Origin of the sequence: Streptomyces vinaceus, from assembly GCF_008704935.1 — a bacterium.
Classification (GTDB): Bacteria; Actinomycetota; Actinomycetes; order Streptomycetales; family Streptomycetaceae; genus Streptomyces; species Streptomyces vinaceus.
Genome location: NZ_CP023692.1, coordinates 33,205 through 46,627, shown reverse-complemented (window position 1 = coordinate 46,627; position 13,423 = coordinate 33,205). Strand labels below are relative to the sequence as shown.

The 13,423-nt window shown below is 75.6% G+C and carries 11 protein-coding genes; all 11 read right to left on the bottom strand.

Annotated elements, in window-relative coordinates:
- Positions 1–48: 48 nt before the first annotated feature.
- A complete protein-coding gene (locus tag CP980_RS00215) occupies positions 49–1,917 on the bottom strand; it encodes an ATP-binding cassette domain-containing protein (RefSeq protein ID WP_150492205.1) in 1,869 nt (622 codons plus the stop codon).
- Complete coding sequence (locus tag CP980_RS00210; RefSeq protein ID WP_150492204.1) at positions 1,896–3,701, bottom strand: ABC transporter ATP-binding protein; 1,806 nt, start codon at positions 3,699–3,701, stop codon at positions 1,896–1,898. The genes CP980_RS00215 and CP980_RS00210 overlap by 22 nt, the downstream gene beginning before the upstream one ends.
- Complete coding sequence (locus CP980_RS35450; RefSeq protein ID WP_189999289.1) at positions 3,694–3,810, bottom strand: ALQxL family class IV lanthipeptide; 117 nt, start codon at positions 3,808–3,810, stop codon at positions 3,694–3,696. Before CP980_RS35450 ends, CP980_RS00210 begins: the two co-directional genes overlap by 8 nt.
- 175 nt (positions 3,811–3,985) lie before the next feature.
- The gene (locus CP980_RS35445) at positions 3,986–4,102 is read right to left on the bottom strand and encodes an ALQxL family class IV lanthipeptide (protein WP_189999292.1); all 117 of its coding nucleotides are present in this window, start codon (positions 4,100–4,102) and stop codon (positions 3,986–3,988) included.
- 63 nt (positions 4,103–4,165) lie between these two features.
- Positions 4,166–4,282, bottom strand: coding sequence for an ALQxL family class IV lanthipeptide (locus CP980_RS35440; RefSeq protein ID WP_189999293.1), 117 nt, complete (start codon positions 4,280–4,282; stop codon positions 4,166–4,168).
- A gap of 65 nt (positions 4,283–4,347) precedes the next feature.
- Positions 4,348–4,464, bottom strand: a complete 117-nt coding sequence (locus CP980_RS35435; RefSeq protein WP_189999296.1) for an ALQxL family class IV lanthipeptide — start codon at positions 4,462–4,464, stop codon at positions 4,348–4,350.
- A 74-nt stretch (positions 4,465–4,538) separates the two neighbouring features.
- Positions 4,539–4,652, bottom strand: coding sequence for an ALQxL family class IV lanthipeptide (locus CP980_RS35430; protein WP_189999297.1), 114 nt, complete (start codon positions 4,650–4,652; stop codon positions 4,539–4,541).
- Entirely contained in the window at positions 4,652–5,665 is a 1,014-nt protein-coding gene (locus CP980_RS00205) for an alpha/beta hydrolase family protein (protein ID WP_150492203.1), read from the bottom strand. The genes CP980_RS35430 and CP980_RS00205 overlap by 1 nt, the downstream gene beginning before the upstream one ends.
- Positions 5,666–6,191: 526 nt before the next feature.
- On the bottom strand, positions 6,192–6,494 hold the full coding sequence (locus tag CP980_RS00200) for a hypothetical protein (protein WP_150492202.1): 303 nt from the start codon (positions 6,492–6,494) through the stop codon (positions 6,192–6,194).
- Positions 6,491–9,349, bottom strand: coding sequence for a class IV lanthionine synthetase LanL (gene lanL, locus CP980_RS00195; RefSeq protein WP_150492201.1), 2,859 nt, complete (start codon positions 9,347–9,349; stop codon positions 6,491–6,493). Before lanL ends, CP980_RS00200 begins: the two co-directional genes overlap by 4 nt.
- A 395-nt stretch (positions 9,350–9,744) precedes the next feature.
- On the bottom strand, positions 9,745–12,666 hold the full coding sequence (locus tag CP980_RS00190) for a helix-turn-helix transcriptional regulator (protein ID WP_150492200.1): 2,922 nt from the start codon (positions 12,664–12,666) through the stop codon (positions 9,745–9,747).
- Positions 12,667–13,423: the final 757 nt, after the last annotated feature.

Here is a 13,423-nt window from a genome sequence, read left to right as displayed (position 1 = left end):
CAATCCAGCCGTGACGAATGACAGATTTGGCCACCTGACCGCGGATGACTACTCGTACGACGACGGGACCACCGAGGACCGCTCGCGGCCGTCGAGGACGGCAGCCGCCGTGCCCGCCCAGTGGCCGACGAGCTCCGCGTAGTGAGGGCTGCGTACGAGAAGCCCGGCATGGGTGCCCAACGCCGTCCGGTCGCCGTCGAGGAGCAGGACCCGGCGGGCCCGGGTGGCCGAGACGAGCCGGTGCGCGATGACGATGAGGGTGCCCGGGCGCTCGGCGAAGGCGGCCTCCGCGCGTGCCTCGGCGACCGGGTCGAGGTGGCAGGTCGCCTCATCGAGGACCACCACCGGGGCGGCGCACGCGTGGACCCGGGCCAGCGCGAACAGCTGCCTTTCACCGCTGGAGAGCTCGGTGGCGGGCGAGCGCAGTCGGGCGTCGAGCCCGCCGAGCCGGTCGAGCACCCCGGTGAGCCCGATCGCCGCAGCGGAGCGCTCCAGCCGGTCCGGTCCGGCATCGGGAGCCAGATAGGCCAGGTTGGCGGCGACCGTGCCCGGGAAGACGTACGCCTCCTGCGGGACGAGGGCGAACAGCCGACAGCGCAGCGCCTCGCCGAGGTCCGTCACCCGGTGGCCGTCGAGGCTCACCGTACCGGCGGTCGGGGAGATGATCCCGGCGAGCAGCGCCGCGAGCGTGGACTTGCCGATGCCGCTCGGGCCGACGACGGCGAGGTGGTCGCCGAACGGGACCTCCAGGCTGAGCCGGCGCAGCACCGGCTCGGCGCGCGGGCCGTAAGCGAAGTCGAGCTCCCGCACCGAGAGGTCCGGGGCCGCCCCGCGCCACCGGGGCGTCGGCACCGCCTGCGACGGTCGGCAGGTCCGGGAGGACCCCGGAGACTGGTCCGCCGCGGCCTGCCGAGCGGGAGACCCCGCCACCGTCGCCGCCTCCGCCAGTCGGTGGAGCACCACACCCAGCTGACTCCAGTACCCGGACACGGCGCCGGCCAGCATCTGCAGCGCCGGCAGGAGGTGGGCCGCCACATAGGTGGCCGCGCCGACCACCGCCCCCGCGCTGACCGACCCGTCCTCCACCAGGCCGGGACCGGCCAGCAGGAGCAGCAGCAGCGGCAGTTGGCCACCGAGCAGGACCACGGGGACCCGCAGCGCGGCCGCCAGTCCGACGGCGAGCTGCGCCTTGGCGGCCCCGGCCACCTCCTGCTCCACGATCGAGGCGGCGTGCGGCTCGGCCGCCAGCGCCGTGATGTCGCGGGACGCGCCGAGCGCCGCCCCGGCGTGGCCCGCGACTTTCTCCTCGGCGAGGACGAGCAGCCGGCGGCGCGCCGTCAGCCGGCGCATCGACCAGAGGAACACGGTCAACGCCGGTACCAGCGGCGCCAGTACGAGAGCGGCGAGCAGCGGGTCGAGCGTGGCCAGGCCGATCACGGCGGCGAGCAGTGACACGCCCAGCGGCCGGGCGGTGCGCAGCAGCGTTCCGGTGAGGTTGCGGACGGTGTCCACCTGGCCGTTCAGCTGGGCGACGGCCGCGGATCCGCCGCCGCGACCGCTGGCGGTGGCCCGCTCCAGCACACCGCGCACCACGCGGCGTACCAAGGTGTCCCGCAGGTTCTCGACCACATCGGCCAAGGGGGTGAACAGGGCGCGCTCGGCTGCGGCCCGGGCGAAGAACAGCCCGGCCAGCAGGGCTGTCCAGGCCAGGCCGACGCCCGGCCGGCCGGCCAGGAACCCGTCGTCGAGGGCGGCCGCGGTCACCCAGCCGGAGGCCAGGGCGGGGGCTGCCTCCAGGACGGACCATCCGGCGATCCGGCGCAGCGGCGCCCCGCTGCCGCGCAGCCCGTCGGCGAGCAGCCGTGCTGCGGGGGCGCTGAGTCCGAGTCCGACCCTCATCGGTGTTCGACGCGGCACCGCTCCTCCTCATCCTTCTTCTTCGTGGGATCCGGGCCGGCGGGGGACCCGGTCGCACCGGCCGGCCCGAACACCGCCCGGTACTCGGGATCCGTCCAGAGCACGTGGTGCGGGCCGTAGGCGCGGATCCGGCCGCCGTCCAGCCATGCGACGCGGTCGCAGCGGGCGGCGGTGGCGGCGCGGTGGGCCACCACGAGCCTGGTACGGCCGGCCAGCAGCTCGGTGACGGAGCGGCTGACTTCGGCTTCGGTCACGCTGTCCAGGCCCGAGGTCGCGTCGTCCAGGACGTGCACCAGCGCCGGACGCAGCAACGCCCTCGCGAGGCCCAGTCGCTGGCGTTCGCCGCCGGACATCGGGGCCTCGTCCAGCAGGGTGTCGTAGCCGGCCGGAAGCCGTCGGACGAACCGGTCGGCCCGCGCGGCGACGGCGGCCCGGACCACCTCCTCCCGGTCGACCCCGGGGCGGCCCATGGAGATCGCCTCGTGGACCGTCCGCCCGTAGAGCTCGGGCCGTTCGAAGGCGTGTACGACCAGGGTGCGGAGCCGGTCCAGAGGCAGATCGCGCACCGGGACGCCCCCGATGGAGACCTCGCCCTCGTCGGGGTCGGTGAGCCGGCCGGGCAGGCCGGCCAGCACGCTCTTGCCCGCGCCGGTACGGCCGACCAGGGCGACGGCGGCGCCGGCGGGCAGCTCCAGGTCCAGCCGGTCCAGCACGGGCCCACCGGCGTGGTGGACGGTGACGCCCCGCAGGAGCACCGAGCCGTCCGCGGGCACCGTGTCCCCCGTGCCCCCGGCAGGCGGCTCGTGCCCGAACACCTCGCCCAGCCGGCGGGCACCGGCCCGGGCCTGGGCGATACCGAGCAGGCCGTCGATCTGGTCGACCATGCCCGAAGCCAGGGCCAGGTATCCGGAGACGGCCAGCAGGCCCGCCGGGCCGAGCCTGCCGTCCGCCACCGCGAGGCCCGCCACCGCGAGGACTAACACGTCGGTCAGGGGCAGCAGGAGCCCCAGACGCCACACGACGTCCCGCTCGGTGTGCCACATCGCCCGTCCGGCGGCGGAGAGTTCGGGCAGCGGCCCGAGGACGCGGTCGGTCTCGGCGGCGAGGGTGCCCGCGGCCCGGATGGTGCGGACGCCGGCGAGCGCGGCCACCAGCCCGTCGGCGATCAGGGACTGGGCCCCGAGGTAGTTCTCCTGGGCCAGGCCCGCCTCCTTCATGAAGCGCCGGGCGATCAGCACCGTGAACGGCATGGCCAAGGTGAAGGTCAGCCCGGCCTGCCAGTTCGTCCACCAGAGTGCGGCCAGGGCCGCCACCGATCCCAGGAGCGAGATCGCGCTCTCGGCAGCCCAGGCGGGCAGGCTCGCGGCCATCGGCGCCGACCGCACGACCTGGGTGACCGCGTCGCCGACGGCGTGCGGGGACCGGGGCCCCAGCGCCAGCAGGTGGCGGACCGTCAGCATGCGCAGCCGGTGGGTTGTGGTGGCGTTCGCGGACGTGGCCAGCGGCCCCGCGGCCGCCTCGCAGAGCGCGCCGACCACCAGCACGGCCGCCAGGAGGGCGGCCGGGCCGCGGACGTCGGTGCCGTCGAGCACGGCGCCGACCGCGGTGGCGAGGAGGGCCGGCAGGGCGACGCCGACCGAGATCCGCACGGTCAGGAGGATGCCCAGGACGGCCAGTCGCAGGCGTACGGGAGCCAGTGCGGTACGGACCGGCCGCCGGACCGCGGACGTGCGCTCCCCGGGGCCGGCGGCCGGTTCGGCGGCGCCGTCGCCGACCTCAGGCACCGGAGTCGGCCGTGGCCGGGCACGAGATGCGGCAGGTCTGGGCGCAGCGCTCGTGGGCCGACGTTTCCGGCGTGGGCAGGAGCTGGAGGGCGTCGGGGTCGATCTCCATGGTGGTCGTCCTTTCGAAGTGTTGACGCCCACCGGGCTGCCCCGGCGTGCGGGGCAGCCCGGTGGCAGGATCGCGGTGGGGGAGGCCCGGCCGGTCGGCGTGCCGCACTCGGTGGCCGGGGCGGTCGTGGCCGCCGATCCGGCAACCGGCTCCGGCCGGAGCTCCCCTCCGGCTGCTACCGGCCGGTGACGGCGCAGGTGTTCGGGCAGGAGACCTGGCAGGAGTAGCCGCAGACGCCTGCCTGCTCCTCTTCGGCGGGCAGCTGCTGCAGGGCGTTGAGGTCGAGTTCCATGACGATGTTCCTCTCCGGAGTTGGTTGCGGTCGGCAGGTCGCCGACCGCGGGTTCGTGCGGGACTACGCGCCGGTGGCGGCGCAGGTGTACTGGCAGCTGACCTTGCAGGAGAGTCGGCAGATGGTGGTCTGCTCCTCCTCGGCGGGCAGCTGCTGCAGGGCGTCGAGGTCGAGTTCCATGACGGTGTTCCTCCCTGTGGGTGGGTGCGGTCGGCAGATGTGCCGGCCGCCGGGGTGGGGCGGGACTACCCGCCGGTGGCGGCGCAGGTGTACTGGCAGCTGACCTTGCAGGAGAGGCGGCAGATGGTGGTCTGCTCCTCCTCGGCGGGGAGTTGCTGCAGGGCGTCCAGGTCGAGTTCCATGGGTGATCACCTCCTTTCGGCGCTCAGTGGGGCGCGGCGGTGCCGCGAGGCAGGGCCGGCTCACCGGACCGCGGTCACGATCCGTCGGGCTGGGTGTACGGGCAGGTCACCTTGCAGGTGTAGCTGCAGATACCGGCCTGCTGCTCCTCGGTGGGCAGCTGCTGCAGGGCGTCGAGGTCGAGCTCCATCAGTGATCACCTCCCTTCGTGTCAGGTGGCGCCGATACGGGCCCGGGCGGGGCGGGGTGGCCCTGCCCGGTGAGGAACCGCACGACCGATGCGACGACCGGATCGGCGGTTCCGGTCCCGAGCGCGGCATGGCCGCGGTCGGGAAGCTCCAGGTAGTGGAAGTCGGTGCCGGGGCGACGGCCGAGGGACGTCAGCCGTTGCGCCAGCGCCCGTGAGTGGCCGACCGGCACCGAGTCGTCCAGGGCGCCGTGGACGAGCAGCAGCGGCGCCGCCAGTGCGGGGGCCAGCCGCTCCACGTCCCGCGGACCGAGCCCGTCCCGTACGGGGGTCAGACCGTCGAGTCGCTCGACCATGGAGCGGACCTGCGCCGAGCCGTCGGCGTGCAGTCGCGGGCCCGACAGGAACGGCGCCACGGCCGCACAGGCCGACCAGCCGTCGGGTTCGGCCGCCGCTGCCAGCAGGGCCAGGAAGGCGCCGTAGCTGACCCCGTACAGGGCCGGCCGTGCGCGGCCCGTACCGCGCTCGCGGGTCAGGAAGCGTCCGACGGCGGTGACATCGGCCAGGTCGGGACCGCCCCACGTGCCGCTGATGGCCAGCGTGTGGGCGGCGCCGTAGCCGGTGCTACCGCGCTGGTTCGGCGCGACCACCGCCAGGCCTGCCGCCGCCAGCGCTTGCAGGAACGGATCGAAGCCCAGGGTCCACCGGCTGTTGGGGCCGCCGTGCAGGGCCAGCACGACCTGCCGGGCGGTGCGCCAGTCGGGCCCGTACAGCACGGCCTCGACGGGGCCGTCCGGGCCGGGAAAGGTCTCCACACGGGCCGGCTGGTGGCCGGGCCGGACCGGTTCGGGAAGTTCGAGCGCGCCGCCGGCGGGCGGCAACCAGCCGAGGGTGCGCGGCCGGCCCGGGTCGGAGTGCGGCAGCCACAGCCCGTGCCCGGTCCACGCCGCGCAGGGCAGCAGGTCCCCCGGCGGCATGCCGATCCGACGGGCGGTGCCCGAGACGGGGTCGAGCACGGTGAGGAACGACCTGGCCCCGACGTGGTGAGCAGGGCCAGCCGGTCGCCGTCCGGGTCCAGGGCGAGCGGGTGGACGGCGCCCGGGAGACCGGTGTCGCCGCGGACCGCGCGCAGGGGCGCGTCGCCGTCCAGGTCCGCCAGCGCGAGCCGGCTGCCCTCGGGGGTGAGCCGGGCGAGCAGGACCCTTCCGGCGGCCGCGGCCAGTACGTGGGCCGGACCGCTCCGCGCCGTCAGGTCCCGGAGCCCGCCGTCGCGCAGGTCGAGCACGACAGGCCGCGGGACGTCGTCGAGCAGTCGGGTGAACAGGACGCGGTGGCCGAGCACGATCCCGCCCAGCAGCGTGCCGGGCACGCGGGCCGTCATCTCGAACCGGGGCCCGTCCCCGCTCACCGCGAGGACGAGGGTGTCGCACGCCGCGCCCCCGCTCACCCCGAGGGCCAGGAGGCCGGCACCCTCGGGCGCCGGGAGCAGCCGCAGCGGCCGCCCGCCCGGCACGGCGACGGTGTCCCGGTGCCCGTCGGGGGTCAGCCGGGCCAGCGACTGCGCGCCGCCCCGCCCGTACCAGGAGGCCAGCACGCTCGTGCCGTCGAGGGGGAGGAGCTGGGTCCAGGCGGGTCGCCGCCCAGGTCGGTCCGCAGGTCCAGACGGGGACCGGACGGGTGCAGGCTCCAACCCTCGGCGAAATGGCGCCCGTCGGTACCGGTCGCCGTGCACGCCGCCCGCAGGCCGTCGGCGGAGAACCGGAAGCCGGTACGGACCGTGACCTCGGCATCGGCCGGTGCGCCCTGGCGGACCTCCTGCGGCTGGACCGCGGTACGGGCGCTCACCGCCGCACCTGCGTACAGCCGGCCGGCCCGCCCTGGGGGAGCGCCGGTCCGTCGGCCATCCACGGCCGCGGGCCGCCGTGCCGCAGCCGGAGCAGGAAGCCGACGGCGCCGCTCAGACCGACGTTCCAGTCGGCGGTGACCTCCAGCCCGCTCTCGTCCGCGATGAGCAGGCGGCCGTCCCGGACGGCGCGGCGGGCGTACAGCGTGGCCGCCAGCTCCTGAGCCCAGCCCCGGTACGGGCCGCCGACGGCGTCGGCGAGGTCGAGCAGGAACTCGCCGTTGCCCGCCAGGCCGTGGCAGGCCGCGGTGGGCGAGGTCCACCGCGCGCCGCGGACCGCGACCGCGGCCTCCTCGGCGGCGCGCAGGTGGGCCGGGTCCCGGGTGTCCTGCCAGAGCCGGACGAGGAACGTACCCACACCGGACGCCCCGCTGCACCAGTGGTACAACATCCCGCTGCCGGGAGAGTCGTCGCGGTCGGTGCGCCAGCGGGCCCCCCACGGGCCCCGTTCCGCCTCGGCGACGAGGGTGTTGCCGGCGTCGACGGCGGCGTCCAGGTACTTCCGCTCGCCGGTGGCCCGGGCGGCGGCCAGCAGGGCGTACCCGACACCCGCGACGCCGTGGGCGAAGCCGAGGTGCCGGATGCCCGCGAGGGCCGAGTCGAAGTCCTTGGGGACCGGCCAGTACACCCGGTCGCCTTCGTACTCGGCGGCGGCCAGCAGGCCGTCGGCGGCCTCGGCCGCCCGCTCGCGGAACTCCTCGCGCCCGGTGGCGTGCCACAGGTGGAGCTGGGTGAGCGCGCTGCCCGCGGCGCCGTGGCATACGTCAGGGTTGGGCCAGCGGACGGGGAGGGCGAGGGCCAGCTTGGCCGCGTGGTCGGCCAGTTCCGGGTCGTCGAGGCGCCGGGCGGCGTCGTGCAGCGCCCAGGCGGTGCCGGCGCGCCCGAAGTAGAGCCCGGGCAGAGGTTTCGGCACGTCGGTGCGGCGTCGGTCGAGCCAGCCTGCCACCTGCGACAGGGCGGCGCGCAGCGCGTCGCGGTCTGCGGCGGAGCCGGCATGGGTGTCCGCGAGGGTCAGCAGGAAGAGAACGCCGGCGGCGCCGTGCTGCACGTTGCAGGGGTCGGAGCTGCTGCCGAATCCGGTACTGGGCCACAGGCGCGGCCTGTCGTCGCCCGGCTCGGGGAGGGTGGCCAGCAGATGGGCCAGACCGTCGTCGGCCAGGCGCTGCTGGAGCTCGGGGCCGAGCCGGTCGGCGGGCAGGCGCGGGTCGCCGGCCCCACCGTGTGAACCGGCCGTCCGGGGGAGCCGGTCGTCGCCGGAGCCGGCCTCGGCCACGAGTGCCGTAGGGGCGTCGACGTCGAGGCCGTCCAGGAACGCGCCCAGCCGGGCGAGGGTCCAACGCTTCCCCGGCTCCTCATGGGTGAGGCCGAGCACGGCCGGTGCCATCAGGCGGGCGGCCCGGTTGCGGACCCCGCTCATCGTGAGCAGCCCGGCGAGCTGCGGCCGGGGGGAGGAAGGCTCGGGCCGGCTCCTGGGGAACGAGGGCGCGGTGCCCACGGTGAGGTAGAAGAGGACCCCGCCGAGGGAGTAGAGGTCCGACTCCAGGCCGGGCACCGGGCCGAACCGCGGCCCGCGGACCACCTCGGGCGCGGCGAACCCGTCGGTGAAGCCGCGGGTGGCCCACTGGCCGGGCCGGACCGCCAGCTCCGGGTCGATCAGCCGCAGGCCGCCGTCGGGCCCCACGATGATGTTGTTCGGAGTGAAGTCCCGGTAGACCATTCCCCGCTCCTGGACACGGGCCAGCAGCGCGGCGAGCCGGCGGGCCGTCTCCACCACGCGCGCCGGCTCCAGGCCCGCCGTGCGGTCGCCGCGGTCCAGCTCGTCCTGCACCCATCGGGTGAGGGTGCTCCCGGGCAGGGACTCCTGGACGAGGAAGGTGTGACCGTCCACGTCGAACAGCTCCACGTGCCCGGCGGCGATCCCGCCGAGCTCCGCCAGCGCGGCGGACTCCTGGCGCAGCGCGTCGCGGGCGTCCTCGCCGGTCACCCGGGTGCCGACGTGTGCCCGGGCCTGCTTGACCACCACTTCCGCGCCGGTGCGGTGGTCGAGCGCCCGGTAGATGCCGCCGCGGGCCGAGTGCCGGATCGCCTCGCGGATCTCGAACCGGCCGGCGAGCAGGACCGGCCCCGGCGTCCTGGGAGTCGACGGGGCCGCGGACGGCTCCGCGGAGGGCTCCGCGGGGAAGGGCGATACGGCCCAGACCGGCGGGCAGAACCACGGCTTGCGCAGGTCCTCCATGGTGGTGCCGTCCGGCGCCTGGACCCGCAGCTGGTGGCTGCCGTCGTTGGTCAGCACCGGCACCCCGTCGTACACACCGTAGCGGTAGTGCACCAGGCTGCCCGGGCGCAGCCGGCGGTCGGAGAGGATCGCCGGGCCGGGCAGTCCCGCGGTGGCCTCGTCCAGTGCGGCGGCGAGCCGGCGCGCCTGCTCGTCGTCCGCCGGATAGCAGGTGACGATCTTGCCGCACTGGGCGCGGTCGTAGCGGTCCGAGGTCATCTCCTCGACCACGGCGATGCTCTTGGCGAACTTGAAGCCGCAGCCGGCCGCGACCAGGACGGTCGCCGCGCGGTGCACCACCTCGGGCGCCGACAGCCGGGTCGCGGACAGGTGCAGCTTCCAGCCCTGGATCCGCTCGTTCCGCTCGGGCGGCATCACCCGGCACCAGGCCTCGTCCTCGGTGACCGTCCAGTCGTGTGCACCGTGCTCGGCGAGGACCGACCGTGCCAGGCCCTGCAGACGGAATCCGTCCGCCGCGCCGGCCGTCGCGCGCTTCTCGCCCGACCCTGCGACCTGCTGCACCAGCTGCCTCCCGTCCGTGTGCTCCGCCGGCCGCGCCACCGCGTTCGCCGGCCGGCGAGGCATGCCTCGCCCCGGCAGTCGGTGGGTGGGGGCCGCGTTCCCCGGCGAGCGCCGGGCACTGGAAGGAAACTAGTGCGACGGGTGCGCGCCGCAGATCGTGGATTCCCGCAGGGCGGACCCGTATTGGGCGGGCCGCGGGGGACTGCGGGAAACCACGACACGTACGTACGGGGTCCTTCGGCAACGTCCGTGCGAGGGGTCCGCGAATTCGGTCGGCCCCGGGGCGATCCCGCAGTGTTGCGGAAGGCTCCGGGGCCGATGAGGGTGCGTGCCGCACCTGTACGGCAGACCTGGGACTGCCGCTCCCTGTGCGGCGGTACCAGGGCCGTGGCGGGTCAGACGGAGTCCAGCGCCCGGGCGAGCGCCCCGCGCCGGGCGATGCCCAACTTGCCGTAGACGCGTGTCAGATGCGTCTCCACGGTACGGACGCTGACGAACAGCCGGGCGGCGATCTTCTGGTTGGTGAGCCCTTCGAGGACCAGGTCCGCGATCTCTCGCTCCCGGGCGGACAGGACGGAGTCCGGGTACGGGGAGGGCGGGGCGGGAGGGGAGCACGAGGGGGACGGTGCGAGCGGGGGCGAGTCGTGCAGCTCCGCCGCCTTGCTGCGCAACGCGTGTGCGCCGGCCCGCTCGAACTGCTTCTGCGCGGCGCGGACCGCTTGGGCGAACGCCTCGTCGCGCCCCAGGCTCCTGGCCGCGCGTGCCGCGACCAGGTGCGCCAGCCCCGCCTTGACGGGCCATCCCGCCGCGGCCAGCTGATCGCCCGCCCGGTTCGCGAGCTCCGCGGCCCGCTCGTGCTCGGCGCGGACGGCCGCCAGCCGGGCGGCGGCGAGCTGCGCGATGGCGCCGCAGACCGCGAGCCCGGGCACCGGGACGCGGTTCGCCTGCTCGGCGTGGCGGGCGACCGCCTCGGCGTCCCCCGTCCGGGCCCAGAACTCGGCCGCGAGATCGTGGCCGTGCACGCACATCGGATCGGACCGCTTCCCGTCCGGGGAGACGAGCAGCCGGACCGCCTCCGCCGGCGGCAGCGGACGCCCCAGGGCCAGCCCGGCCTCGGCCCGTACGTGCCGGATGAACCCCGCCCACATCCACGTCTCCGGCTCCGGGCAGCCTTCCAGGAGCGCCAGCGCCGGCCCGGCGGCCTCGGGGCCGGCTCCGTACAGGATCGCCCGCAGTCGCAGGCCCGCGGCCGGCGCGAGCATCTCCGTCGTGCCGAGCGACCGGCCCAGCTCCAGTGCGGTCTCCGCCGCCGCCAGGGCGTCCTCCATCGGTCCCGACGCGGTGAGTAACGAGGCGCGGACGACGTGGAGTTCCGGGAGCATGTAGCGGTGGTGGTGGGTCTCCGCCAGCGCGAGGGCCTCCTCGACGCGGCGGGCGCACTGGTTCGGCCGCTCCAGCAGGATCTCCGCCCAGCACAGGTCGGGCAGACCGCCGAGGAGCCGCAGCCGCTCGCTCCCGGTGAGGGAGTCGGCACTGCGTTCGGCCGAGTCGAGCGCGTCGACGGCACCCGGCACGTCCCCCTGGACGATCAGGCTGAGGCTTCTGAGGGCGTCGGCGGCCGCCGCGAGCTCCGGGCGGTCCGACGGGATGTCGAGGGTGTCGAGCCGGCCCAGACATCGCGCCCACTGACCGTTCATCATCTCGCGTCTGGCCAGGCTGATCCCGGTCTCCACCGAGACGTCCGGCCGGCCGGCCGAAGCCTCTTGCGCGCGGGCCGCCGGGCCTGCCGTACGCGGCCACGGGCCGGGGTCCCCACCCGGGTCGGCCGGAGCGTCGTCGGAGAGGCCGGCCTCGCGCAGCAGTCGGTAGGCGCGTTCGCCCCGGCCGCGCAGCCGCTCGCCCAACGCGATGAGGTCCGCCGCGGCCGTCGAGCCCCCACCTGAGGCGGAGAGCAGTGGGCGCAGTACCTCGGCGGCTTCGTCGAGTCGGCCGGTGACCGTGAGAGCCCGCCCCAACAGCAGCGCGGCCCGCCGCAGCTGGACACTTTCGCCCCGGTCGGCGAGCACCCGCAGTACGGTGCGCAGCCGACGGATGCTGGTCTCGGGCGCCTGGTGCAGCTCCGCCCAGGCGATGTCGACGAGCCGGGCCAGCTCGTCCCCGGACGCCGTATGGGCCAGGTGCTCGACGTGCGCGGCCCAGGCGCCGGGCGAGGCGCCGCGCCGGTCGAGATGGGCGGCGGCCCGGCGGTGTGCCTCGACGCGCCAAGTGGGGCCGGCCAGACGGTAGCCGACGGACCCCAGCAGCGGCCTGCCGAACCGGTACCACCCGGCACTGCCGACCACGCAGCCGTGCTCGGCCAGCTCGTCGAGGGCGATGCCGACCTGGCGCTGCGGCAGCACGGCCACCTCCGCGACGAGCGCCGTGTCGAACTCCGCACCGGCGACGGCGGCGGCCTGCAGCACCGCCCGGGTGCCGGCCGGCAGGCTGTCGAACTCGCCGAGCAGGCCGGGGTCCGGGTACCAGCCGTCGAGGAGGCCCGCCGGACGGGGGTCCCCCGAGGCCAGCTCGTCCGCCAGCTCGTCGGCCCGGTCGGCCGGCAGAGCGGCCGTCAGGGAGTGGAGGGCGCGCAACTGGCGGGGGTTGCCGCGGCCCGCCGCGACGAGCCGGTGCTCCCGGGCGGGCGGGGCACCCGGCACCAGCAGGGCGGCGTCGGCCGGGGCCAGCGGGCCGAGCGCGATCCGCAGCGCGGCGGTGTTCCCGAGGGCCCGCGCCAGCCACGGCGGGCAGCCCCCCGAGCGGTGCGCCAGCACGAGGCCGAGGCGCTGGTCGGCCGGCCCGCGCAGGACGTGTTCGAGCAGGCGCAGGGACTCCTCGTCGGCCCACTGGAGGTCGTCCAGGACCAGGAGCACCGGCGCGCGGTCGGCGTTCTCCAACAGGGTGTCCCGCAGCCGGCGGTGCCTGCGGTGGAGCTGGGAGGCTTCCGGGGCCGGCCGGTCGGCGAACTCCTCCAGCAGGTCCAGCGCCGGGGTGTGGTAGAGGGCGTGCATCAGCAGCCCGTACGGCACCTCGGTGTCCGCCGGGGTGGCCACTCCCCGCAGCACCTCGCGCCCCGCCGCCGCGGACCGCTCGGCCAGCGCCCCCAGTAACCGGGTCTTGCCGATGCCGGCCGTCCCCTCGATCACCGCGACCTTGCTCGTCCGACGCTCTTCAGTCAACAGCCGCGCGAGCTGGTCAAGTTCGCTGTCCCGTCCGATCAGCGGCCCCGCCGACGCGCACCCACCCGTCCCCGCATCCGTCACCGCTCGAAACACCGGCATCTCCCCTGATGTCGCGGCACGGTGCCGACCGCCCGACACGACGACCGACACCAGACCTTCACGTCACGCCTTTACGTCCCCCCGAACCAGGCCGATCATCGCGTCCGTCGCCTTTCCTGTCGAGGGGAGAACCCACCGCAGTCGCCCGCAGCCACCCGCAGCCGACGAGCGGGCCGTAGGGGTGTCCGCAAGGTCCTGCCGCCCGGGCGGCCTCACCGGGCAGCCGACCAAGCGCTCACGTCGTAGCGGAAGCAGCGACGCTGAGGCCGCAGGTGCACGAGTTTTCGTACGCCCGCGAGCGCCCACCCGAAGCCGCCCCGCTCCACGCACCACTAGGACGGACGGAGGGACTTCAGCGACGGAGAGGCGGGCGCGCGGCCGTCCTTCAGCGACTCCTCCCACCGGATCAGGCGTTCGGGCTGGCTGGCCAGCATGTACCGGTCGTGTGAGGCGGGCATACTGCCGAGCCCGTACGCGCGCAGCAGCTTCCTGAAGGCGTCGATGGTGTCGTGTAGACAGGACCCCGCTGCGTGCCGGGGTGGAGCGGCAACGCCCCCACTCACATCGGCCACGCCGTCGGTTACCGACAGCCCTGGCCTCGTTGAGGGGTATCCGCCGGGGTGCGGGGCGCCGCCGAGGCCGTGGCCCCCACCGTGGACGTCGCGCAGGGGGATGCAGGGCCACGGCGGCGACAGAACCGAACAGGCACCGACCCCCTTGCGGCCGGAATGGTGGCAGTGAACCGCACCTCCCACTG

What these genes read in the sequence shown, in the direction of transcription:
- CP980_RS35450 (WP_189999289.1), bottom strand. Translation starts at nt 3,810, where the DNA reads ATGGAGATCGACCCCGACGCCCTCCAGCTCCTGCCCACGCCGGAAACG.
- CP980_RS00190 (WP_150492200.1), bottom strand. Translation starts at nt 12,666, where the DNA reads ATGCCGGTGTTTCGAGCGGTGACGGATGCGGGGACGGGTGGGTGCGCG.
- CP980_RS35435 (WP_189999296.1), bottom strand. Translation starts at nt 4,464, where the DNA reads ATGGAACTCGACCTGGACGCCCTGCAGCAACTCCCCGCCGAGGAGGAG.
- CP980_RS35445 (WP_189999292.1), bottom strand. Translation starts at nt 4,102, where the DNA reads ATGGAACTCGACCTCAACGCCCTGCAGCAGCTGCCCGCCGAAGAGGAG.
- CP980_RS35440 (WP_189999293.1), bottom strand. Translation starts at nt 4,282, where the DNA reads ATGGAACTCGACCTCGACGCCCTGCAGCAGCTGCCCGCCGAGGAGGAG.
- CP980_RS35430 (WP_189999297.1), bottom strand. Translation starts at nt 4,652, where the DNA reads ATGGAGCTCGACCTCGACGCCCTGCAGCAGCTGCCCACCGAGGAGCAG.